Annotated in this window: 19 protein-coding genes; 18 read left to right on the forward strand and 1 reads right to left on the reverse strand. The window is 61.4% G+C overall.

The window, feature by feature from the left end; genetic code table 11:
- Positions 1–100: 100 nt before the first annotated feature.
- Positions 101–1,081: an IS5-like element IS1384 family transposase gene (locus tag ACYZUM_RS28825; protein ID WP_010466230.1), complete on the forward strand. Its 981-nt coding sequence runs from the start codon at positions 101–103 to the stop codon at positions 1,079–1,081.
- Between the two features lie 134 nt (positions 1,082–1,215).
- Here the strand turns inward: ACYZUM_RS28825 and ACYZUM_RS28830 are convergent, their stop codons facing one another.
- Positions 1,216–2,586, reverse strand: a complete 1,371-nt coding sequence (locus tag ACYZUM_RS28830; RefSeq protein WP_473061216.1) for a formimidoylglutamate deiminase — start codon at positions 2,584–2,586, stop codon at positions 1,216–1,218.
- Positions 2,587–2,774: 188 nt separating this feature from the next.
- On the opposite strand from ACYZUM_RS28830, the gene hutC reads away from it, so the two are divergent.
- The 17 genes from hutC to mdoH all read left to right on the forward strand — a co-directional run bounded on the left by hutC (position 2,775) and on the right by mdoH (position 24,326).
- Positions 2,775–3,443 (forward strand): histidine utilization repressor, encoded by a 669-nt coding sequence (gene hutC / locus ACYZUM_RS28835; protein WP_230679353.1) that lies wholly within the window; start codon positions 2,775–2,777, stop codon positions 3,441–3,443.
- Positions 3,440–4,012, forward strand: a complete 573-nt coding sequence (locus tag ACYZUM_RS28840; protein WP_108181422.1) for a HutD/Ves family protein — start codon at positions 3,440–3,442, stop codon at positions 4,010–4,012. The genes hutC and ACYZUM_RS28840 overlap by 4 nt, the downstream gene beginning before the upstream one ends.
- Before the next feature lie 459 nt (positions 4,013–4,471).
- On the forward strand, positions 4,472–6,154 hold the full coding sequence (gene hutU, locus ACYZUM_RS28845; protein ID WP_108181423.1) for a urocanate hydratase: 1,683 nt from the start codon (positions 4,472–4,474) through the stop codon (positions 6,152–6,154).
- 143 nt (positions 6,155–6,297) lie between these two features.
- Positions 6,298–7,770, forward strand: a complete 1,473-nt coding sequence (locus tag ACYZUM_RS28850; RefSeq protein ID WP_041071465.1) for a purine-cytosine permease family protein — start codon at positions 6,298–6,300, stop codon at positions 7,768–7,770.
- A gap of 69 nt (positions 7,771–7,839) precedes the next feature.
- Positions 7,840–8,808 (forward strand): ABC transporter substrate-binding protein, encoded by a 969-nt coding sequence (locus ACYZUM_RS28855; protein WP_041071468.1) that lies wholly within the window; start codon positions 7,840–7,842, stop codon positions 8,806–8,808.
- A gap of 83 nt (positions 8,809–8,891) precedes the next feature.
- Positions 8,892–9,743 carry an ABC transporter permease gene (locus ACYZUM_RS28860; RefSeq protein ID WP_007949591.1) on the forward strand — a complete coding sequence of 284 codons (852 nt, stop codon included), beginning with the start codon at positions 8,892–8,894 and terminating at the stop codon, positions 9,741–9,743.
- Positions 9,740–10,570 (forward strand): quaternary amine ABC transporter ATP-binding protein, encoded by an 831-nt coding sequence (locus ACYZUM_RS28865; protein ID WP_108181424.1) that lies wholly within the window; start codon positions 9,740–9,742, stop codon positions 10,568–10,570. Before ACYZUM_RS28860 ends, ACYZUM_RS28865 begins: the two co-directional genes overlap by 4 nt.
- A gap of 178 nt (positions 10,571–10,748) precedes the next feature.
- Entirely contained in the window at positions 10,749–12,272 is a 1,524-nt protein-coding gene (hutH, locus tag ACYZUM_RS28870) for a histidine ammonia-lyase (RefSeq protein WP_108181425.1), read from the forward strand.
- Positions 12,273–12,388: 116 nt separating this feature from the next.
- Complete coding sequence (gene hutH, locus ACYZUM_RS28875) at positions 12,389–13,921, forward strand: histidine ammonia-lyase (RefSeq protein ID WP_108181426.1); 1,533 nt, start codon at positions 12,389–12,391, stop codon at positions 13,919–13,921.
- A 102-nt stretch (positions 13,922–14,023) separates the two neighbouring features.
- Positions 14,024–15,229: an imidazolonepropionase gene (gene hutI, locus ACYZUM_RS28880; protein WP_108181427.1), complete on the forward strand. Its 1,206-nt coding sequence runs from the start codon at positions 14,024–14,026 to the stop codon at positions 15,227–15,229.
- A gap of 10 nt (positions 15,230–15,239) precedes the next feature.
- The gene (gene hutG / locus ACYZUM_RS28885) at positions 15,240–16,043 is read left to right on the forward strand and encodes an N-formylglutamate deformylase (RefSeq protein WP_108181428.1); all 804 of its coding nucleotides are present in this window, start codon (positions 15,240–15,242) and stop codon (positions 16,041–16,043) included.
- Positions 16,044–16,296: 253 nt separating this feature from the next.
- Positions 16,297–17,244 (forward strand): choline ABC transporter substrate-binding protein, encoded by a 948-nt coding sequence (locus ACYZUM_RS28890; RefSeq protein WP_108181429.1) that lies wholly within the window; start codon positions 16,297–16,299, stop codon positions 17,242–17,244.
- A complete protein-coding gene (locus ACYZUM_RS28895) occupies positions 17,244–18,161 on the forward strand; it encodes an alpha/beta hydrolase (RefSeq protein ID WP_108181430.1) in 918 nt (305 codons plus the stop codon). Before ACYZUM_RS28890 ends, ACYZUM_RS28895 begins: the two co-directional genes overlap by 1 nt.
- A 104-nt stretch (positions 18,162–18,265) precedes the next feature.
- Positions 18,266–19,237: a prolyl aminopeptidase gene (gene pip / locus ACYZUM_RS28900; protein WP_003220824.1), complete on the forward strand. Its 972-nt coding sequence runs from the start codon at positions 18,266–18,268 to the stop codon at positions 19,235–19,237.
- Positions 19,234–19,671, forward strand: a complete 438-nt coding sequence (gene dtd, locus ACYZUM_RS28905; RefSeq protein WP_041071491.1) for a D-aminoacyl-tRNA deacylase — start codon at positions 19,234–19,236, stop codon at positions 19,669–19,671. Before pip ends, dtd begins: the two co-directional genes overlap by 4 nt.
- A 307-nt stretch (positions 19,672–19,978) precedes the next feature.
- A complete protein-coding gene (locus ACYZUM_RS28910; RefSeq protein WP_161794907.1) occupies positions 19,979–21,763 on the forward strand; it encodes a glucan biosynthesis protein G in 1,785 nt (594 codons plus the stop codon).
- Positions 21,756–24,326 carry a glucans biosynthesis glucosyltransferase MdoH gene (gene mdoH / locus ACYZUM_RS28915; RefSeq protein ID WP_108181431.1) on the forward strand — a complete coding sequence of 857 codons (2,571 nt, stop codon included), beginning with the start codon at positions 21,756–21,758 and terminating at the stop codon, positions 24,324–24,326. Before ACYZUM_RS28910 ends, mdoH begins: the two co-directional genes overlap by 8 nt.
- Positions 24,327–24,420 lie beyond the last annotated feature (94 nt).

The raw sequence follows: 24,420 nt of genomic DNA on the forward strand, positions 1-24,420 counted from the left end.
GGCTCGCTCCCACATTTTTGTTTTGTGTCAGCCTAAGGAAACTCTGAAAAAGACTTTCTGATTTGGCAAAATACCGCGACCCCACCCACCGAGTTTCCCGATGAAGCAGATGACCTTCGCCGACGCCGAGTACGCTGGCAAGCGCAAGCAAACCCGCAAGGAGTTGTTCCTGATCGAGATGGATCGGGTGGTGCCGTGGAAGGGCTTGATTGCTTTGATCGAGCCACATTATCCGAAAGGTGAAGGTGGCCGTCCGGCCTACCCGTTGATGGCGATGCTGCGTGTGCATCTGCTGCAGAACTGGTTCGGCTACAGCGATCCAGCGATGGAGGAAGCGCTGTACGAAACCACGATCCTGCGCCAGTTTGCCGGGCTGAACCTGGAGCGCATCCCCGACGAAACCACCATTCTCAACTTCCGCCGCTTGCTGGAGAAACACGAGCTGGCGGCCGGCATCCTCGCTGTCATCAATGGCTATCTGGGCGACCGCGGCCTGTCGCTGCGCCAGGGCACCATCGTCGATGCAACGCTGATCAATGCGCCCAGTTCGACCAAGAACAAGGACGGCAAGCGCGACCCGGAAATGCACCAGACCAAGAAGGGAAACCAGTATTATTTTGGCATGAAGGCCCACATCGGCGCCGATGACGAATCGGGTCTGGTGCACAGCGTAGTGGGCACGGCGGCCAATGTGGCGGATGTCACCCAGGTGGACAAATTGCTGCATGGCGACGAAAACGTGGTCTGCGCCGATGCAGGCTACACCGGTGTCGAAAAGCGGCCCGAGCATGAAGGACGTGAAGTTATCTGGCAGGTGGCGGCACGCCGCAGCACCTACAAAAAACTCGATAAGCGCAGCGTGCTGTACAAAGCCAAGCGCAAGATTGAAAAGGCCAAGGCTCAGGTGCGCGCCAAGGTCGAGCATCCGTTCCGGGTAATCAAGCGCCAGTTCGGTTACACCAAGGTGCGCTTTCGCGGCTTGGCCAAAAACACGGCGCAACTGGTGACACTGTTCGCTCTGTCGAACCTGTGGATGGCGCGCCGACATTTACTGACGAATGCAGGAGAGGTGCGCCTGTAATGCGGGAAATGGCCACCGGAGTGGGGTCCGGGTGGCGAAAACGTAAGAAATACTCGTCGAATTGATTGTTTTTTGATCATTTGGCGAGTTTAAAAGTTGCGCTAGGTGGTATGCCGGGGAAATACATGGCTACTTCAGACCATCCCTAAAAGTTCGCGCAGAACCTGGGTGAAGGCGCGTGCGCTTTCCTCTTCGCCTGCATGCCGGCCATCGCGCACCACCCACTGGCCATTGACCAATACATCGCGCACCTGTCGGTCAGCGCCAGCGAACAACCAGCGATTCAAAATCCCGTCACCACTGGCCGTGGCCAGATACGGATCATTGCCGTCGAGCACGATCCAGTCGGCACGCTTGCCGACTTCCAGCGCGCCAATCGGCTGCCCCAACGCCTGCGTCCCGCCGTCCAGCGCCGCGTCATACAGCGTGCGCCCGACCATCGGCTGATCCGCCCCATACAAACGGTTGCGCCGCTGGTCGCGCAGACGCTGGCCGTATTCCAGCCAACGCAATTCCTCGACCACGCTGAGCGACACATGGCTGTCGGAACCGATGCCCATGCGTCCGCCCTGGGCGAGGAAATCCACCGCTGGGAAAATCCCGTCGCCCAGATTCGCTTCAGTGGTCAGGCACAGGCCGGCGATGGCGCGACTTTTGGCCATCAGCGTGACTTCCTCGGGATTGGCGTGGGTGGCGTGAACCAGGCACCAGCGCTGATCGACTTCGGTGTTTTCATAGAGCCATTGCAGCGGCCGACGACCGCTCCAGCTCAGGCAGTCATCGACTTCCTTCTGCTGTTCGGCGATGTGGATGTGCACCGGGCACTGCTTGTCGCTCGCCGCCAGCACTTCGCTGATCTGTTGCGGGGTGACCGCGCGCAATGAGTGGAAGCACAGCCCCAGCGATTGCGCTTTTTGCTGAGCCAGCAGCGGCTGCAGGCGCGCTTGCAAATTCAGGTAGTTTTCGGTGCTGTTGATAAAGCGGCGCTGCCCGTCATTGGGCGTTTGGCCGCCGAATCCGGAATGGCTGTAAAGCACCGGCAACAGGGTCAGACCGATGCCGCTGTCGCTCGCTGCCTGGCTGATACGCAGTGCCAGTTCGGCCGGATCGGCATACGGCTGACCGTTGTTGTCGTGGTGCACATAGTGGAATTCAGCAACCGAGGTGTAACCGGCCTTGAGCATTTCGATGTACAGCTGACGGGCAATCACGCCGAGCTGCTCCGGGCTGATTTTTCCGACCAACCGATACATCAGATCACGCCAGGTCCAGAAGCTGTCGTTGGGATTGCCAGCCACTTCGGCCAGTCCCGCCATCGCGCGTTGGAAGGCATGGGAATGCAGATTGGGCATGCCCGGCAGCAGCGGACCGCTCAGCCGCTCGGCGCCATCTGCGGTGGAATCGGCCTGGATTCGGGTCAGCATGCCATCGGCACTGACTTCGAGACGTACATGGTTGGCCCATCCGTTAGGCAGCAGCGCGCGTTCGGCAAAGAAGGCGGACATGGTTCAGCACCCCATCGTGTGTTATTTGTATATACATATACAGACGTTTGCCTGCCCGGTAAACTCCGGCAAGCTAGCAACCTTCATCCAATGAACAGGGATCCACCGTGCCGACTCCGCCTCCAGTCTCCCCGTTGGCCGCGAACCTGGGCGACAGTCCGGCGCCCTTGTACGCCCGCGTCAAACAGATGATCACCCAGCAGATCGACAGCGGTAACTGGCCACCGCACTACCGCGTGCCATCGGAAAGCGAACTGGTCAGCCAGCTCGGTTTCAGCCGCATGACCATCAACCGCGCGCTGCGCGAAATGACCGCCGACGGCCTGCTGGTGCGCATGCAAGGTGTCGGCACGTTTGTCGCCGAACCGAAGAGCCAGTCTGCGCTGTTCGAAGTGCACAACATCGCCGACGAAATCGCCTCCCGTGGCCATCGCCACACCTGTCAGGTGATCACCCTCGAAGAAGAGGCCGCCGGCTCCGAGCGCGCGTTGGCGCTGGACATGCGCGAAGGGCAGAAGGTCTTCCATTCGCTGATCGTGCATTACGAAAACGACATTCCGGTGCAAATCGAAGACCGTTTCGTCAACGCGCTGGTCGCTCCGGAATACCTCAAGCAGGATTTCACCCTGCAAACCCCTTACGCCTATCTCAACCAGGTCGCGCCGTTGACTGAAGGCGAGCACGTGGTCGAAGCGATCCTCGCCGAGCCGTCCGAGTGCAAGTTGCTGCAGATCGAGAAAGGCGAGCCGTGCCTGTTGATCCGTCGTCGTACGTGGTCGGGCCGTCAGCCGGTGACGGCGGCGCGCCTGATTCATCCCGGTTCTCGTCATCGTCTGGAAGGACGCTTTCATAAATGAGCAGTGAAGTGAAAGTTTTACGCGCCGAAGGTTACCCGCGCATGCCGTGGAAAAACGGCGGCGGCAGCACCGAAGAGATCACCCGTGACGCCGGTGCTGGCCTGGATGGTTTTGGCTGGCGTCTGTCGATTGCCGACATTGCCGAGTCGGGCGGTTTCTCGACCTTTGCCGGTTACCAGCGAGTGATCACCGTGTTGCAGGGTGACGGCATGACCTTGTGCGTCGATGGTGATGACACGCGTCCATTGTTACCGCTGGACCCGTTTGCATTCAGCGGCGAAAGCCAAGTGTCCTGCACCTTGCTCGGCGGTGCGATACGCGACTTCAACCTGATTTACGCACCGCAGCGTTACCACGCGCGGTTGCAGTGGCTGGACGGTGAACAGCGGTTTTTCAGCTCGGCCTCGACGGTGCTGGTGTTCAGTGTCAGCGAGCTGCTGCAAGTGCGGGTCGGTGACAGCACTGCGCAACTGGCCCGACATGATTGCCTGCAACTGCACGGTAACATCGGTCTGGTTGAAGTCGCGGTCAATGCCGCGTGCTGCGTGATCGAGCTGACGGCACGCTGATCCAACTCTGGTAACACTCCTGTGGTGAGGGGATTTATCCCCGATGGCGGTGCAGCAGACCTTTTGGGACCGCTACGCGCTCCATCGGGGATAAATCCCCTCACCACAATTGCATTTCAATTCCTGTTTCCCTCAGCGCACCAACTTGTTACCGAACGCCCCAGCGTGGCGCAAAGCCACGGGTTCGTAACGATCTTCCGCGACCTCAATTCTCCCCCCGCAAAAAATTTCATCCGCGCCACAACCCTTGTTTCCAGCGCTCTGTAGCCCTGTTCGCGATTTTTCTTGAACGGCTCTTCAGTGAGTTGGCCGCTTGATTGCATATGCTTGTATGTACAAGTAAAGACGTATGCGTATGAGTCCGCAGCGTCCACTGATTCGCTTGTCGCGCATTGAGGCGCGCAGGCTGCTTGCCCACTGCCAGGGTTGGTTTGAATTGATCGCTGAGGAGTCTTTTTCGTGACTGACACAAAACCTACTAAGTACCGTGACGTCGAGATCCGCGCTGCACGCGGCAACAAGCTGACCGCCAAGAGCTGGCTGACCGAAGCGCCGCTGCGCATGCTGATGAACAACCTCGATCCGGAAGTGGCCGAGAACCCGAAAGAGCTGGTGGTTTACGGTGGTATCGGTCGCGCCGCGCGTAACTGGGAGTGCTACGACAAGATCGTCGAAAGCCTGACCAATCTGAACGACGACGAAACCCTGCTGGTGCAATCCGGCAAACCGGTCGGCGTGTTCAAGACTCACAGCAACGCCCCGCGCGTACTGATCGCCAACTCCAACCTGGTGCCGCACTGGGCGAGCTGGGAACACTTCAACGAACTCGACGCCAAAGGCCTGGCCATGTACGGCCAGATGACCGCCGGCAGCTGGATCTACATCGGCAGCCAGGGCATCGTTCAGGGCACCTACGAAACCTTCGTCGAAGCCGGTCGTCAGCACTACAACGACAACCTCAAAGGCAAGTGGGTCCTGACCGCCGGTCTGGGCGGCATGGGCGGTGCTCAGCCGCTGGCTGCAACTCTGGCTGGCGCCTGCTCGCTGAACATCGAATGCCAGCAGGTGAGCATCGATTTCCGCCTGAAAAGCCGTTATGTCGACGAGCAAGCCAAAGACCTCGACGACGCCTTGGCGCGCATCGCCAAATACACCGCCGAAGGCAAAGCGATCTCCATCGCCCTGCTGGGTAACGCCGCAGAAATCCTTCCGGAACTGGTCAAGCGCGGCGTGCGTCCGGACATGGTCACCGACCAGACCAGTGCCCACGACCCACTGAACGGCTACCTGCCGGCGGGCTGGACCTGGGAAGAGTACCGCGCCCGCGCCAAGACCGAGCCGGCTGCCGTGATCAAAGCCGCCAAGCAATCGATGGCGGTCCACGTCAAAGCGATGCTGGCGTTCCAGAAGCAAGGCATCCCGACCTTCGACTACGGCAACAACATCCGTCAGATGGCGCAGGAAGAAGGCGTGGAAAACGCGTTCGACTTCCCGGGCTTCGTCCCGGCCTACATTCGCCCACTGTTCTGCCGTGGCATCGGCCCGTTCCGTTGGGCGGCGCTGTCGGGTGATCCGCAGGACATCTTCAAGACCGACGCCAAAGTCAAAGAGCTGATCCCGGACGACGCCCACCTGCACAACTGGCTGGACATGGCCCGCGAGCGCATCAGCTTCCAGGGTCTGCCGGCACGTATCTGCTGGGTCGGCCTGGGCCTGCGTGCCAAGCTCGGTCTGGCGTTCAACGAAATGGTGCGCAGCGGTGAGCTGTCGGCACCGATCGTGATCGGTCGCGACCACCTCGACTCCGGCTCGGTCGCCAGCCCGAACCGCGAAACCGAATCGATGCAGGACGGTTCCGACGCCGTGTCCGACTGGCCACTGCTCAATGCGCTGCTGAACACCGCGAGCGGCGCGACCTGGGTCTCACTGCACCACGGTGGTGGCGTGGGCATGGGCTTCTCGCAGCACTCGGGCATGGTGATCGTCTGCGACGGTACTGACGAAGCGGCCGAGCGTATTGCGCGCGTGCTGCACAACGACCCGGCCACTGGCGTCATGCGTCACGCCGATGCCGGTTACCAGATCGCTATCGACTGCGCGAAGGAGCAGGGGCTGAACCTGCCGATGATTACCGGTAAATAAACCGATAGCCCTGTAGGAGCTGCCGAAGGCTGCGATCTTTTGATGTTGATTTTTTAAGGTCAAGAGATCGCAGCCTCGTTTCACTCGACAGCTCCTACAGGTGTAGGAACCAACCCAGAATAACAATCCACAGAGGTTGAATCATGGCTGTAACCCCCGATCGTGCAGGTAACAAACCGTTGATCGAAAGGCGTTCGATCGACTACATCCCGGAAGCGGAAAGACACGGTCGTCTGTTGAGCCAGTTCACTCTGTGGATGGGTGCGAATCTGCAAATCACTGCGATTGTCACCGGGGCCCTGGCCGTGGTGCTGGGCGGTGATGTGTTCTGGTCGTTGATCGGTCTGTTGATCGGTCAACTGCTCGGCGGCGGCGTGATGGCGCTGCACGCGGCGCAAGGGCCGAAGCTGGGTCTGCCGCAGATGATTTCCAGCCGCGTGCAATTCGGCGTCTACGGCGCGGCGATCCCGATCGTGCTGGTGTGCCTGATGTACCTGGGCTTTACCGCCACCGGCACCGTGCTGTCCGGTCAGGCGCTGGGGCAGTTGTTCGGGGTCAGCGACACCGTCGGCATCCTGCTGTTCGCCAGTGTCATCGTGGTGGTCACCGTGCTCGGTTATCGGGTTATCCACTGGATCGGGCGGGTCGCCAGTGTCATCGGCGTGATTGCCTTCGTGTATCTGTTCAGCCGTCTGCTGAGCCAGGTGGATGTGGGCGCCCTGTTGCAGATCCGTCACTTCAGCTGGAGCAGCTTCCTGCTGGCGGTGTCGCTCGCGGCGTCCTGGCAGATCGCCTTCGGCCCGTATGTGGCGGACTATTCGCGTTACTTGCCGAGCAAGGTTTCCTCGGTGAAAACCTTCTTTGCCGCTGGCGCCGGTTCGGTCATCGGCGCGCAGGTGGCGATGGTCCTCGGCGTGTTCGCCGCGGCGTCGGCCAACGGCCAGTTCGCCGGGCATGAAGTGGCCTACATCGTCGGGCTGGGCGGCACCGGTGCCACGGCGGCGCTGCTGTACTTCAGCATCGCCTTCGGCAAGGTCACCATCTCGACGTTGAACTCGTACGGCAGCTTCATGTGCATCGCCACGATCATCAGCGGCTTCCGTGGGCACCTGACGGTCTCGCGCCTGCAGCGTCTGGTGTTCGTGCTGGTGATTGTCGGTGCGGCGACCCTGATCGCACTGCTTGGCCAGCACTCGTTCCTCGGTGCGTTCAAGTCGTTCATCCTGTTTCTGCTGGCGTTCTTCACGCCATGGAGCGCGATCAACCTGGTCGACTACTACTGCATCACTCGTGAACGCTATGACGTACCGGCGCTGGCCGATCCAAATGGTCGCTACGGCCGCTGGAACCTGCTCGGGATCAGCGTCTATGTGTTCGGTGTGCTGGTGCAGCTGCCGTTCATCTCCACCAAGTTCTACACCGGCCCGCTGGTGGCTGCCCTCGGTGACGTGGATATTTCCTGGATCATCGGCCTGGTGCTGCCTGCCGCGCTGTATTACCTGTGCGCGAAAAAATGGCACGGCTCGGTGCCTGATCAGCTGATTTTGCCGCTCGAGCAGAACAGTGTTGTACAACCTGAAAAAAGTGGGGCCGGGCGCGCTGCGGCGCAGGCCTGATTGGACGTGGACAGGGCTGGATGCCTCTTGACTGCCGTAAGCCAATTCATGATTAGGAGCGTCGCAATAATGAAATCGAACAAGACCCTGCTCACCACACTGCTGTCCATGGGCCTGCTGGCCAGTGCCGGCGCCACCCAGGCTGCCGGCTGGTGCGAATCCGGCAAACCGGTGAAATTCGCCGGCCTGAACTGGGAAAGCGGCATGCTGCTGACCGACGTGCTGCAAGTGGTGCTGGAGAAAGGTTACGACTGCAAGACCGACAGTCTGCCGGGCAACTCCATCACCATGGAGAACGCCTTGAGCAGCAACGACATTCAAGTGTTCGCCGAAGAGTGGGTCGGCCGCAGCGAAGTCTGGAACAAGGCTGAGAAGGCCGGCAAAGTCGTCGGTGTCGGCGCCCCGATCGTCGGCGCTATCGAAGGCTGGTACGTGCCGCGCTACGTGATCGAAGGCGATGCCAAACGCAAGATCGAGGCAAAAGCCCCGGACCTGAAAAACATTGCCGATCTGGGCAAATACGCGACGATTTTCAAGGACGCCGAAGAGCCGTCCAAGGGCCGTTTCTACAACTGCCCGGCGGGCTGGACCTGTGAGCTGGACAACAGCGAAATGCTCAAGAGCTACGGCCTGGAAAACAGCTACACCAACTTCCGTCCGGGCACCGGCCCGGCGCTGGATGCGGCGGTGCTGTCGAGCTACAAGCGTGGCGAGCCGATCCTGTTCTACTACTGGTCGCCAACCCCGCTGATGGGCCAGATCGACGCGGTCAAACTTGAAGAAAAACCGGGCGTCGACAAGAGCGTGAGCATCAAGGTCGGTCTGTCGAAAACCTTCCACGAACAGGCGCCTGAACTGGTGGCCGTGCTGGAGAAGGTCAATCTGCCGATCGATCTGCTGAACCAGAACCTGGGCCGCATGGCGAAGGAACGTATCGAGTCGCCAAAACTGGCGAAAATCTTCCTCAAGGAACATCCTGAGGTCTGGCACGCGTGGGTCAGTGACGACGCAGCCAAGAAAATCGACGCGGCGCTGTAGGTCGATACCTCCCGGTCAACCGTGAGGCTGGCCGGGAGATATGCCGTCATCGCTTGATTGAGATTTCTGATTGAGAGCCGCTTATGTTTCCCGAAAGCTTTACCTTTTCCATCGCCGACTGGGTCAACGGTTGGGTCGATTCGCTGGTCACCAATTATGGTGATGTGTTCCGCCATATCTCCGACACGCTGCTGTGGGCCATCGTCAACCTCGAAGGCCTGCTGCGTGCCGCGCCGTGGTGGTTGATGCTGGCGATCGTTGGCGTGGTCGCCTGGCACGCCACGCGTAAAGTCGTGACCACCGCCGTCATCGTCGGTCTGCTGTTCCTGGTGGGCGCTGTCGGCCTGTGGGACAAACTCATGCAGACGCTGGCGTTGATGATGGTCGCGACGATCATTTCGGTGCTGATCGGCATTCCGCTGGGGATTCTCTCGGCGCGTAGCAATCGCCTGCGTTCGGTGCTGATGCCGCTGCTCGACATCATGCAGACCATGCCCAGCTTCGTGTACCTGATTCCGGTGCTGATGCTGTTCGGCCTGGGCAAGGTCCCGGCGATTTTCGCCACGGTGATCTACGCCGCGCCGCCGCTGATTCGCCTGACCGATCTGGGCATTCGCCAGGTCGACGGTGAAGTGATGGAGGCGATCAACGCCTTCGGTGCCAACCGCTGGCAGCAACTGTTCGGTGTGCAACTGCCGCTGGCTCTGCCGAGCATCATGGCCGGGATCAACCAAACCACGATGATGGCCCTGTCGATGGTGGTGATCGCCTCGATGATCGGCGCCCGAGGTCTGGGTGAAGACGTACTGGTGGGGATTCAGACCCTCAACGTCGGACGCGGCCTCGAAGCCGGTCTGGCGATCGTGATTCTCGCAGTGGTCATCGACCGCATTACTCAGGCGTACGGTCGGCCACGGCATGAGGTGAGCAAATGAACAACGCAACCGTGAGCAAGATCGAAGTCAAAAACGTCTTCAAGATATTCGGCAACCGCGCCAAGGACGCCTTGGCGATGGTCGGCCAGGGCAAGACCAAGGATCAGGTGCTGAACGAAACCGGTTGTGTGGTCGGGGTCAACGACCTGTCGCTGAGCATCGGCACTGGCGAGATCTTCGTGATCATGGGCCTGTCCGGTTCCGGCAAATCGACGCTGGTGCGCCACTTCAATCGCCTGATCGACCCCACCAGCGGCGCGATCCTGGTCGACGGCGTGGACATCCTGCAATACGACATGGAAGCGCTGCGCGAATTTCGCCGGCACAAGATCAGCATGGTGTTCCAGAGCTTCGGCCTACTGCCGCACAAGACCGTGATCGAGAACGTCGCCTACGGCCTGAAAGTGCGCGGCGAGAGCAAGCAACTGTGCGCCGAACGTGCGCTGCAATGGATCAACACCGTGGGCCTCAAAGGCTACGAAAACAAATACCCGCATCAGCTCTCCGGCGGCATGCGTCAGCGTGTCGGCCTGGCCCGCGCGCTGGCGGCGGACACCGACATTATCCTGATGGACGAAGCGTTCAGTGCGCTCGATCCGCTGATCCGCGCCGAGATGCAGGACCAGTTGCTGGAGCTGCAAAAGACCCTGCACAAGACCATCGTCTTCATTACCCACGACCTCGACGAAGCCGTGCGCATCGGCAACCGCATCGCGATCCTCAAGGACGGCCGCCTGATTCAGGTCGGCACCCCGAGAGAGATCCTGCATTCGCCGGCGGATGAGTATGTTGACCGGTTCGTGCAGCGGCGGGCGGCAGTAGTCTGAAATGGATTGCCTTTGTGGCGAGGGGATTTATCCCCGATGGGTGGCGAAGCCGCCCCCAAACATTGCATGCGGTGCACCTGAAACATCCTGGCTGCAGGTTTTGGGGCTGCTGCGCAGCCCATCGGGGATAAATCCCCTCGCCACAGGGTGTATAAACAGAATAGGCATGAGGTTTTAGATGTCCCAGGCTGAAAAAATCATCATCACCGGCAGCCCCCTGCACTGGCAGGACGTGGTCGCCGTCGCCCGTCATGGCGCGCAACTGGAACTGTCGAGCGAAACCTGGGCACGCATCGAAAACGCTCAGGGCATCGTCCAGCGCATCGTCGAAAGCGGCGAGCGTGCTTATGGCGTCAATACCGGCCTGGGTGGTTTGTCCAATGTCTCGCTGAAGGACGAACAACTCAGCCAGCTCTCGCGCAACACCTTGCTCAGTCACGCCTGTGGTGTCGGCCCGGTGCTGCCCGATGAGCAGACCCGCGCGATCATCTGCGCGGCGATTCACAACTACAGCCACGGCAAATCCGGTATTCATCGCCGCGTGGTCGAAGCGTTGCTGGCGCTGCTCAATCGGGGCATCACCCCGCAGGTGCCGTCGCAAGGTTCGGTGGGTTACCTGACGCACATGGCGCACATCGGCATCGCGCTGCTGGGCGTGGGCAATGTCAGCTATCGCGGGCAAATCATCTCGGCGCAGCAGGCGTTGGCCGAAGAAGGCCTGCAACCGGTGCAGCTCGGCGCAAAGGACGGTTTGTGCCTGGTCAACGGCACGCCGTGCATGACCGGCCTCAGCTGCCTGGCGATTGCCGATGCGACGCGACTGGTGCAATGGGCCGACGTGATCGGCGCCATGAGCTTCGAAGCCCAGCGCGGCCAGATCGCCGCGTTCGACGCCGAGATCATCGCGCTCAAACCGCACCCGGGCATGCAGCAGGTCGGGAGCAATCTGCGTGCGTTACTCGATGGCAGTGAAGTGATCGCGACCAGCAAAGGCATTCGCACTCAGGATGCGCTGAGCATCCGCTCGATCCCGCAGGTGCACGGCGCAGCGCGCGATCAACTGGAACATGCGATCAGGCAGGTGGAAGCCGAACTCAATGGCTGCACCGATAACCCGTTGCTGCTGGGCACGCCGGACAACTTCCGGGTGATGTCGCAGGCTAACCCGCACGGCCAGTCAGTGGCGATGGCAGCGGATCTGCTGGCGATTGCCATGGCCGAAATCGGCTCGATTGCCGAGCGTCGTCTCGATCGCCTGGTCAACCCGCATGTCAGCGGTCTGCCGGCGTTTCTGGTGGCCAATCCGGGGGTGAACTCCGGGATGATGATCGTGCAATACGTCGCCGCCTCGCTGTGTGCCGAGAACCGCCAACTGGCGCAACCGGCGGTGCTCGACAACTACGTCACCTCGGGCCTGCAGGAAGACCACTTGAGCATGGGCACCAGCGCTGCGCTGAAGCTGCACCGCGCCCTGGAAAACTGCACGCAGATCCTCGCCATCGAGTACCTGCTGGCGGCGCAGGCCTTTGAATTTCTCAAGGCGCAGCGCTTTGGCGCGGGCACCGACCGGGCGTGGCGCCTGCTGCGTGAAACCGTCCCGGCCTACGATCAGGATCGCTGGCTTGCGCCGGACATCGCTGCCGCCGCAAGCGTTCTGAAGCACCCGGATTCGCTGCACAACGTATTACCGAATCTGCACTGACAATACCCATACCAGCGTGCCAAGGCGTGGATCGTCCACAAGACGAGAAACGACGGATAACGGAATGCTCCGGAGCGACTGGTAGTTAATAACAATGCCTAAACAGGAGCATTTAAATGACTGCGCTGAACCTGATTCCCGGCCAATTGAGCCTGGCCCAACTGCGTGACGTTTATCAGCAACCGGTCAAGCTGACCCTCGACCACAGCGCCTCCGCGCAGATCGAGGCCAGCGTTGCGTGTGTCGAGCAGATCCTCGCCGAGAATCGCACCGCCTACGGCATCAACACCGGTTTCGGCCTGCTGGCCTCGACCCGCATCGCCAGCGAAGACCTGGAAAACCTCCAGCGTTCGCTGGTGCTGTCGCATGCGGCCGGCGTCGGCCAGCCGATCAGCGATGAGCTGGTGCGGCTGATCATGGTGCTCAAGGTCAACAGCCTCAGCCGTGGTTTCTCCGGGATCCGCCGCGTGGTGATCGACGCGCTGATCGCGCTGATCAACGCCGAGGTGTACCCGCACATTCCGCTCAAAGGTTCGGTCGGCGCATCCGGTGACCTCGCGCCGCTGGCGCACATGTCGCTGGTGCTGCTGGGCGAAGGCAAGGCGCGTTACAAGGGCGAGTGGATGGAAGCGACTGAGGCGCTGAAAGTCGCCGGTCTGACCCCGCTGACGCTGGCGGCGAAAGAAGGTCTGGCGCTGCTCAACGGCACTCAGGTGTCCACCGCATTTGCCCTGCGTGGTCTGTTTGAAGGTGAGGACCTGTTTGCCGGTGCGCTGGCAATCGGCGGTCTGACGGTGGAAGCGGTGCTCGGTTCTCGCTCGCCGTTCGATGCACGTATTCACGCCGCTCGCGGTCAGAAAGGCCAGATCGATGCCGCTGCCGCTTACCGTGATCTGCTCGGCGAGCGCAGCGAAGTCTCCGATTCGCACCAGAACTGCGAGAAGGTGCAGGACCCGTACTCGCTGCGTTGCCAGCCACAGGTCATGGGCGCCTGCCTGACCCAGTTCCGTCAGGCCGCCGATGTGCTGGTGGTCGAAGCCAACGCCGTCTCCGACAACCCGTTGGTGTTCGCCGCTGAAGGCGATGTGATTTCCGGCGGTAACTTCCACGCCGAGCCGGTGGCCATGGCCGCCGACAACATGGCCCTGGCCATTGCTGAAATCGGCTCGCTGAGCGAACGCCGTATCTCGCTGATGATGGACAAGCACATGTCGCAACTGCCGCCGTTTCTGGTGGCCAATGGCGGCGTCAACTCGGGCTTCATGATCGCTCAGGTGACCGCCGCGGCACTGGCCAGCGAGAACAAGGCGCTGGCCCATCCGCATTCGGTCGACAGCCTGCCGACCTCGGCCAACCAGGAAGACCACGTGTCGATGGCTCCGGCCGCCGGCAAGCGCCTGTGGGAAATGGCCGAGAACACCCGCGGGATTCTCGCGGTGGAATGGCTGGCGGCGGTGCAGGGGCTGGACCTGCGCAATGGTCTGAAGACCTCGGCCAAGCTGGAACAGGCGCGGGCGATTCTGCGCCGCGAAGTGCCGTTCTATGAGAAGGATCGCTTCTTTGCGCCGGACATCAATGCGGCGACCGAGTTGTTGGCTTCGCGGTGCTTGAGCGAATGGGTTCCGGCGAAATTACTGCCTAGCCTGTAATGGCCTCTTCGCGAGCAGGCTCGCTCCCACAGGGGAATGCATTTCAACTGTGGGAGCGAGCCTGCTCGCGAAATCGATTTTGAATACTGTGGAGACTAAGGGATGAAAACCCTCTGGCAACACTGCCACGTCGCAACCATGGCGCAAGGCGTCTACTCGATCATCGAGGATGCGGCCATTGTGACGTCCGGTGCGCACATCGAGTGGATCGGCCCGCGCAATCAATTGCCCTCTGGCGAATACCCGGCGGTCAACGACCTGCAAGGCGCGTGGGTCACCCCCGGCCTGATCGACTGCCACACCCACACGGTGTTCGGCGGCAACCGCAGCGGCGAATTCGAAAAGCGTCTGCAAGGCGTCAGCTATGCCGAGATCGCGGCGCAGGGCGGCGGTATCGCCAGCACTGTGCGCGCCACCCGTGAAGCGAGCGAAGACGAGCTGTTCGCCAGCGCCGCCAAGCGTTTGAAAAGCCTGATGCGCGACGGCGTGACCACGGTCGAGATGAAGTCCGGCTACGGTCTGGATCTGGCCAGCGAACGCAAGATCCTGCGGGTCATTCGCCGGCTCGCCGCGCAACTGCCGATCAGCGTGCGCAGCACCTGTCTGGCCGCCCACGCCTTGCCGCCGGAGTACAAGGATCGCGCTGACGACTACATCGAGCACATCTGCGCCGAGATGCTCCCGGCATTGGCCGCCGAAGGTCTGGTCGACGCCGTGGATGCGTTCTGCGAGTACCTGGCGTTCTCGCCGGAGCAGGTCGAGCGGGTATTCATCACCGCGCAAAAGCTTGGTCTGCCGGTAAAGCTGCATGCCGAACAATTGTCGTCACTGCATGGCTCCAGCCTGGCTGCGCGCTATAAGGCGTTGTCCGCCGATCACCTGGAGTTCATGGATGAAGACGACGCCATCGCCATGGCCAAAGCCGACACCGTCGCCGTGCTGTTGCCGGGCGCGTTCTATTTCCTTCGCGAAACCCAGTTGCCACCGATGGACGCCCTGCGCAAGCACAAGGTGAAAATCGCCATCGCCAGCGACCTCAACCCCGGCACCTCGCCGGCGCTGTCGTTGCGCCTGATGCTGAACATGGCCTGCACCTGTTTCCGCATGACCCCGGAAGAAGCCCTGGCGGGCGCGACCCTCCACGCGGCGCAAGCGCTGGGCATGGCTGACACCCACGGTTCGCTGGAAGTCGGCAAGGTCGCGGACTTTGTCGCCTGGCAGATCGACCGCCCGGCAGACCTGGCCTATTGGCTCGGGGGCGATCTGGACAAACGCGTCGTGCGTCACGGCGTTGAATCAAGTCTGTAGGAGAGCGGTTGTGGATAAGGTTCTGAACTTCAAACAAGGTCGCGTGCCGCTGCTGATCAGCATGCCTCACGCTGGCGTACGTCTGACCCCGGCGGTCGAGGCCGGATTGATCCCGGACGCGAAAAGCCTGCCGGACACCGACTGGCACATTCCGCAGCTTTACGATTTTGCCGAGGCGTTGGGCGCCAGCACGTTGGCCGCCGAGTACTCGCGGTTTGTCATCGACCTGAACCGCCCGTCCGACGACAAACCGCTGTACGCCGGCGCCACCACCGGGCTGTACCCGGCGACGCTGTTTGACGGTATCCCGTTGTTCAAGGAAGGCCTGGAGCCTTCGAAAGAGGAGCGCGCGACCTATCTGGAACAGATCTGGACGCCCTATCACCGCACCCTGCAGCAAGAGCTGGCGCGGCTGAAGGCTGAGTTCGGCTATGCGCTGCTGTTCGACGCGCACTCGATCCGCTCGGTCATCCCGCACCTGTTCGACGGCAAACTGCCGGATTTCAACCTCGGCACCTTCAACGGCGCCAGTTGCGATCCACAACTGGCGACGCAACTGGAAGCCATCTGCGCCCGTCACGACCCTTACAGCCACGTGCTCAACGGGCGCTTCAAGGGCGGCCACATTACCCGCCATTACGGCAACCCGGCCGAGCACATCCACGCCGTGCAACTGGAGCTGTGCCAGAGCACCTACATGGAAGAGTTCGAACCTTTCCGCTACCGCGCCGATCTGGCGGAGCCGACGCGGGTGGTGCTCAAGGCGTTGCTGCAGGGTTTGCTCGCCTGGGGCGAGAGCCACTACCCATCCTGAACACAGACCCACACCCCCTGTGAGAGCGAGCTTGCTCGCGAAAGCATCGTGTCAGTCGATTATGAGGTGACTGATTCACCGCATTCACGAGCAAGCTCGCTCCCACGAGGGGGCGGTGGTCCGTCCGGGTCGCCGCTGTGCAAAACACAGTCGCCACCGTTCATCTTTCCCTCTCGTCGCCTGCGTAATGTTGCGGCCACGGTGCACCAGACACCGACCTGACAATAATCCGCTGCCGCACGAGAACCCCCGAATGAAAAAGCTCTTCACTCGTTGTGCGTTAATCCTCACCGGTAGCGCGCTGTTCAGCGCTGGCGTCATGGCCAATGACGACGCCTCCTGCAAAACCGTGCGCATGGGCGTGGTCAACTGGACCGACGTGATCGCCACCAGCGGCATGGCCGATGTGTTGCTCAATGGTCTCGGCTACGACAGCAAGCAGACCAGCGCGGTGCAGCAGATCATCTTTGCCGGCATTCGCGACAAGCGTCTGGACATCTTCCTCGGCTACTGGAGACCGGCGATGGACAACAACATTGCACCCTTCCTCGCTGCCAACCAGGTCAAAGTCCTGGACAAGCCGAGTCTGGCAGATGCTCAGGCGACGCTGGCGGTGCCGGATTACGTGGCGGCGGCCGGGTTGAAAACCTTCGCCGACATCGCGAAGTTCAAGGATCAGTTGGGCGGCAAGATCTACGGCATCGAGCCGGGCAGTGGGGCCAACACCACCATCAAGAGCATGATCGAGACCAACCACTTCGGTCTGAAGGATTTCAAGATCATCGAGTCCGGTGAGGCAGGCATGCTCGCCGCTGTGCAACGCGCGGTGAATCGCAAGGAGTTTGTGGTGTTCGTCGGCTGGACCCCGCACCCGATGAACATCAACATGAAGATCACCTACCTGACCGGCAGCGAAGACGTCTACGGCCCCAACGAAGGCGCCGCCACCGTGTCCACCGTGACCGCGCCGGATTACGCCGAACGCTGCCCGAACGTCCATCGCCTGCTGCAAAACCTGACATTCACTGCCGCCCAGGAAAGCCAGCTGATGGTACCGATCATGGCGCGCAAGACGCCGCAGGAAGTGGCGAAGAACTGGCTGCGTGAACACCCCGAGGATCTGCAGCGCTGGCTGGCCGGGGTCAGCAGTTTCGATGGCAAGGATGGCGTGGGCGCGGTTCAGGCCAGTCTGAAAAACTGATGAGCCATTATCCGCTGACGCCGGCCATGGCGGCCTTCGTTACCCGAACTGAAAGTTTCGTCAGTGATGACAGCAGTCTCGCAGGACTGCGCCAGGCCTATGACGCCATGTGTCGGGTCTTCACCCCTGAACGGCCCGCAGGGCTGGAGGTCGTCGACTTCCAGTTGAGCGGCGTACCGGTGCGTTCCTACCGGCCGCCGCTCAAGCCACCGGCCAGCGGCTGGCCTTGCGTGTTGTACTTGCATGGCGGTGGTTGGGTCGTCGGTGGGCTCGACTCTCACGACTTCATCTGTTTCGAGCTAGCCATGGCGCTGGGTGCGATGGTGGTGGCGGTGGATTATCGGCTGGCGCCAGAACATCCATACCCGGCGGGGTTCGAAGATTGCCTGAGTGTCTGGCGCGCGTTGCGCAGCGGGCCGTTCTGGTTTGACCCGCAGAAACTGCTGGTAGCCGGCGACAGCGCCGGTGGCAATCTCGCCGCCGCGTTGTGCCTGGCGTTGCGCGATGCCGGCGAGGCAATGCCGGCGGCTCAAGTGCTGATCTATCCCGGCCTTGGCGGTGACGACCGGTTGCCGTCACGCAGCGAATGCGCCGATGCACCGTTGCTCGGCAGCCATGATGTGCACAGCTATCACGCGTTATACCTGCGCGGCAGCCCTCGGCCGGATGCTTATGCCATGCCGCTGCTCGCTGACGATTTCAGTGGTTTGCCGCCAGCCTGGATCGCCGTGGCGCAATTCGATCCGCTGCGCGACGACGGCGTGCGCTACGCCGAACGACTGGCCAGCGCCGGCACAGACGCTTCGCTCTATTACGGCGAAGGGTTGGTGCACGGTTGTTTGCGTGCGCGAGGTCAGGTCGCCGAGGTCGACCGGCTCTACGAAAACCTGTTGAGGTTCATGGCTGACAAATTGTGACTGCGTGCGGGCATGCTCATTGATGTAAATCGGGTTTATGATGCCGGACGGCAGAATAATAGAAGTCCCCCCAGGGATGACCTCGACCCCTTACGGAGCACGCAATGCAGACATTGTTTCCGCAGATCAAACCCCATGCCCGGCACGATCTGGCTGTCGATGACACCCACACGCTGTACGTCGACGAAAGCGGTTCGCCGGAAGGCTTGCCGGTGGTGTTCATCCACGGTGGCCCCGGCGCCGGTTGCGACGCGCAGAGCCGTCGCTATTTCGACCCGAATCTGTATCGCATTGTCACCTTCGACCAGCGCGGCTGCGGACGCTCCACCCCCCACGCCAGCCTGGAAAACAACACCACCTGGGATCTGGTCGCCGACCTCGAGCGTATCCGCAAGCACCTGGGCATCGACAAATGGGTGCTGTTCGGCGGTTCGTGGGGCTCGACCCTGGCGCTGGCCTACGCACAAACCCATCCGGAGCGTGTTCACGGTCTGATCCTGCGTGGGATCTTTCTCTGCCGTCCGCAGGAAATCGAGTGGTTCTATCAGGCCGGTGCCAGCCGTCTGTTTCCTGATTACTGGCAGGACTACATCGCGCCGATCCCGCTGGACGAGCGCGACGATCTGCTCAGCGCTTTCCACAAGCGCCTGGTCGGTAATGATCAGATCGCCCAGATGCACGCGGCCAAGGCCTGGTCGACGTGGGAAGGGCGCACCGCGACCCTGCGGCCGAACCCGCTGGTGGTCGACCGTTTCTCCGAGCCGCAGCGCGCCCTGTCGATCGCGCGGATCGAATGCCACTACTTCACCAACAATGCGTTCCTCGAGCCGAACCAGCTGATCCGCGACATGGGCAAGATCGCTCATCTGCCGGGGGTGATCATTCACGGTCGCTACGACGTGATCTGCCCGCTGGACAACGCCTGGGAATTGCATCAGGCCTGGCCGAACAGCGAGCTGCAGGTGATTCGCGATGCTGGCCACGCCGCCTCCGAGCCAGGCATTACCGACGCGCTGGTGCGTGCCGCGAGCAACATGGCCCGCCGCCTGCTCGACCTGCCGCCTGAAGAAGCATGAAGGGGCTGCTACAGCGCGTGCGCGGTGCGCGGGTCGAAGTCGCGGGAGAAATAGTCGGCGCGGTGGATCAGGGTTTGCTGGTGCTGGTGGCGGTCGAACCCGACGACACCCGTGCCAGTGCCGACAAACTTCTGCATAAGCTGCTTAACTATCGGGTATTCAGTGACGCCGAGGGCAAGATGAATCTGTCCCTGGCGGATGTGGGCGGCGGGTTGCTGCTGGTCTCTCAGTTCACCCTGGCTGCCGACACCAAGAGCGGGTTGCGTCCGAGTTTCTCGACCGCAGCCCCTCCGGCATTGGGCGAGGAATTGTTCGACTATCTATTCAGCAAAGCGAAACAGATGCATGGCACTGTGGCATCAGGTAGATTCGGCGCGGATATGCAGGTGCACCTGGTCAACGATGGCCCGGTAACCTTCCTGTTACAGACATGAAAGCGCTTGAAACATCTTTTCAAAGGCTTTTCGACTGAAAACAGGCGTTTTTCGCGATAAATACTTTGTTACCCCTGATGCGTTGTCACGCGGGCTACTAGATAATCGCGCGCTATGGGGATCAGCGTTCGCTGGTCCATTTTTGACTTAGGTAGAGACTTGTCTGGATCCGATTGGGGAATCATTTTGCCCCAGTGGAGTCGGAACAATGCTCGCCAACCTGGCATATAGATAGCTGGCCGTTGGTTTTTTGATCTGTTTTCGGCGAGGGTTGCTCGTGATTGTTAGTCCCTGTAATGCAGCAAAAATGTCTGCCAAACGCATGCGAAGTGCCCTGGTAGCGGGTTCGGCGCTCCTGTGCCTGCTCAGCGCCGGCCAGCTTTGGGCGTTCAATCTTGACGATGTATCAGCCAAGGCTAAAGAGCTCGCCGGGCAGAAATTCGAAGCCCCGCGCAGCAACCTGCCGAACGAATTCCGCGACATGAAATTCGCGGACTATCAGAAAATCCGCTTCCTCACCGAAAAGGCTGAGTGGGCCGATCAGAAGACCCCGTTCAAGCTGTCCTTCTATCACCAGGGCATGCACTTCGATACGCCGGTGAAAATCAACGAAATCACGGCGAACACCGTCGAAGAGATCAAATACGATCCGACCCGCTTCGATTTTGGCGACCTCAAGTTCGATCCGAAGGCCACCGAGCAGCTGGGCTACGCCGGTTTCCGTGTGCTGTACCCGATCAACAAGGCCGACAAGCAAGACGAAATCATGACCATGCTTGGCGCGAGCTACTTCCGCGTCGTCGGCAAGGGTCACACCTACGGTCTGTCGGCCCGTGGTCTGGCGATCGACACCGCGCTGCCGTCGGGCGAAGAGTTTCCGCGTTTCCGCGAGTTCTGGATTCAGCAGCCGAAGCCGGGCGACAAGCACCTGGTGATCTTCGCCCTGCTCGATTCGCCGCGCGCCACCGGTGCCTACCGTCTGATCCTGCGTCCGGGCAGCGACACCATTGTCGACGTCAAGGCGCAGATGTTCCTGCGTGACAAGGTCGGCAAACTGGGCATCGCGCCGTTGACCAGCATGTTCCTGTTCGGCGCCAACCAGCCGTCGAAAGTCCTCAACTACCGTCGTGAACTGCACGACTCCAGCGGTCTGTCGATCCATGCCGGCAACGGCGAGTGGATCTGGCGTCCGCTGAACAACCCGAAACACCTGGCCGTGAGCAACTTCAGCGTCGAGAACCCGCGTGGTTTCGGTCTGCTGCAGCGTGGCCGCGACTTCAGCCACTACGAAGACCTCGACGACCGCTACGACAAGCGCCCAAGCGCCTGGATCGAGCCGAAGGGCGAGTGGGGCAAGGGCACCGTTGATCTGGTAGAGATTCCGACCGCCGACGAAACCAACGACAACATCGTTGCGTTCTGGAGCCCGGAAACCATGCCGGAGCCAGGCAAGCCGCTGGACTTCGCCTACCGTTTGCACTGGACCATGGACGAAGCGGCGATTCACGCCCCCGACAGCGCCTGGGTCAAGCAGACCCTGCGTTCGACCGGTGACGTCAAGCAGTCGAACCTGATCCGTCAGCCGGACGGCAGCGTCGCCTACCTGGTCGACTTCGAAGGTCCATCGCTGGCAGCCCTGGCGCCGGATGCCGACGTGCGCAGTCAGGTCAGCGTTGGCGATAACGCCGAGCTGGTCGAGAACAGCGTGCGCTACAACCCGGAAACCAAGGGCTGGCGCCTGACCCTGCGGATGAAGATCAAGGACGCGAGCAAGTCCACCGAGATGCGTGCTGCCCTGGTCCAGCCAGTGGTCACCGCTGATCTGGCCAAATCTTCGGTACCGGCGTCGAATTCGTCGGTGGCCAAGGCTGACAAGATCGCCGCCAAGCAACAAGAGAAGGAAGACAAGGAAGCCAAGGCCGCTGAAGCCAAACAGGCCGACGCCAAGCCCGCCGCAGATGCCAAGGACAAGGCCAACAAAGACGCCAAGCAGCCAGCGGCTGCGAACGCGGCCCCAGCCACACCGGAATCGGCACCGACTGAAGAAGTCCTGACCGAGACCTGGAGCTATCAGTTGCCTGCCGATGAGTAACTCTCAAGTACAGCCAGAAACTCTGTCGGAGTATCTGGCGCATCTGCCGATGACCGACGAGCAGCGCGCGGAACTCGCGGGCTGCCAGTCTTTCAGCGAACTGCACCAGCGCCTGTCGTCGCCAATGTTCGACGCCTCTGCCGAAGCCGCCCAGGCTTCGGTGGGCAAGCGCCTGACCCTGAGCACCGCCGAGGAACTGGAAGAGGCGGAAATGCTGGTGCTCGACGCCAGCGGCCGGGTCGCCATGAAGGCGACGCCGCCCATCCACCGGACCAAAGTCGTGCCAGAACCCTGGCGCACCAATATTCTGGTGCGTGGCTGGCGCCGTCTGACCGGTCGCACCAACCCGCCGCAGCCGCCAAAAGATGCGAATGTGTTGCCGGCCGCGCGCTGGCGCACCGTCGGTTCGATCCGTCGCTACATTCTGTTGCTGCTGATGCTCGGCCAGACCATCGTCGCCGGCTGGTACATGAAAGGCATCATGCCGTACCAGGGCTGGTCGTTCGTCGATCTTGAAGAGGTTCTGCACCAGCCGCTGCTGCAAACCGCCACGCAAGTGCTGCCGTATGCGCTGCAAACCAGCATCCTGATTCTGTTCGGGATTCTGTTCTGCTGGGTGTCGGCCGGCTTCTGGACGGCGCTGATGGGCTTCCTCGAGTTGCTCACCGGTCACGACAAATACCGTATCTCCGGCAAAAGCGCTGGCAACGAGCCGATTCCGAAGGACGCCCGTACTGCGCTGGTGATGCCGATCTGCAACGAAGACGTGCCCCGGGTATTCGCCGGTCTGCGCGCCACCTTCGAATCGGTCGCGGCCACCGGTGATCTGGATCGCTTCGACTTCTTCGTCCTCAGCGACAGTAACGACACCGATATCTGCGTCGCCGAGCAACAGGCCTGGTTGGACGTCTGCCGCGAAGCCAAAGGCTTCGGCAAGATCTTCTATCGCCGCCGTCGCCGTCGTGTGAAACGCAAGAGCGGCAACCTCGACGACTTCTGCCGTCGTTGGGGCGGTGACTACAAGTACATGGTCGTGCTCGACGCCGACTCGGTGATGAGCGGCGAGTGCCTGACCAGTCTGGTACGCCTGATGGAAGCCACGCCGGACGCCGGGATCATCCAGACCGCGCCACGTGCGTCGGGCATGGACACGCTGTATGCGCGCATGCAGCAGTTCGCCACCCGCGTTTACGGTCCGCTGTTTACCGCCGGTCTGCACTTCTGGCAGTTGGGTGAATCCCACTACTGGGGTCACAACGCGATCATCCGCATGAAGCCGTTCATCGACCACTGCGCCCTGGCGCCGTTGCCGGGCAAAGGTGCGTTCTCCGGGGCGATCCTGTCTCACGACTTCGTTGAAGCCGCGCTGATGCGTCGTGCCGGTTGGGGCGTGTGGATTGCCTACGATCTGCCGGGCAGCTACGAAGAACTGCCGCCAAACCTGCTCGACGAACTCAAGCGTGACCGTCGCTGGTGCCACGGCAACCTGATGAACTTCCGCCTGTTCCTGGTCAAGGGCATGCACCCGGTGCACCGTGCGGTGTTCCTGACTGGCGTGATGTCGTACCTGTCGGCGCCGTTGTGGTTCTTCTTCCTGGTGCTGTCGACCGCGCTGCTGGCGGTGAACACGCTGATGGAGCCACAGTACTTCCTGGAACCACGTCAGCTTTATCCGCTGTGGCCGCAATGGCACCCGGACAAGGCGATCGCGCTGTTCTCGACGACCATTGTGCTGCTGTTCCTGCCGAAACTGCTGAGCATCATCCTGATCTGGGCCAAGGGCGCGAAAGAGTTCGGTGGCAAGTTCAAGGTGACCCTGTCGATGCTGCTGGAGATGCTGTTCTCCATGCTGCTGGCACCGGTGCGGATGATTTTCCACACCCGTTTCGTCCTGGCCGCGTTCCTCGGCTGGGCCGCGACCTGGAACTCGCCGCAGCGTGACGACGACTCCACGCCATGGAGCGAGGCGGTCAAGCGCCACGGTCCGCAGACCTTGCTGGGTTTCTGCTGGGCGCTGCTGGTGATCTGGCTGAACCCGAGCTTTCTGTGGTGGCTGGTGCCGATCGTCGGTTCGCTGATGCTGTCGATTCCGGTGTCGGTGATTTCCAGTCGTGTCGGTCTGGGCCTCAAGTCCCGTGACGAGAGCCTGTTCCTCATCCCCGAGGAATACAATCCGCCACAGGCGCTGCTGGCGACCGATCAGTACACCCACGAAAACCGTTGGCACGCGCTGAACGACGGCTTCATCCGAGCCGTAGTTGATCCGCAGCAGAATGCCCTGGCGTGTTCGCTGGCGACGTCCCGTCACGGTCAGGCCGAGCCGATCGAGTGGCTGCGTCAGGAGCGTGTGCGTCACGCGATCAAGGTCGGTCCGGCCGGGCTGAACAACCATGATCGCCTGCAACTGCTGAGCGATCCGGTGGCCCTGGCCCGTCTGCACGAGCAGGTATGGGCCGAAGGTCACGCCGAGTGGCTGGATGCCTGGCGCGCTTCGGTGAAAGCCGATCCCCACGCGCCGCTGCTGCCGCTCAAGCCTGTGAGCTTGCAGGCGCAACCGGCTTAAGAAAAAGCCCCGCCAATGCGGGGCTTTTTTTTAAAAGATCGCAGCCTTCGACAGCTCCTACAGGTGTGCACATAACCCTGTAGGAGTTGCCGAA

Source organism: Pseudomonas sp. m6p, from assembly GCF_055760375.1.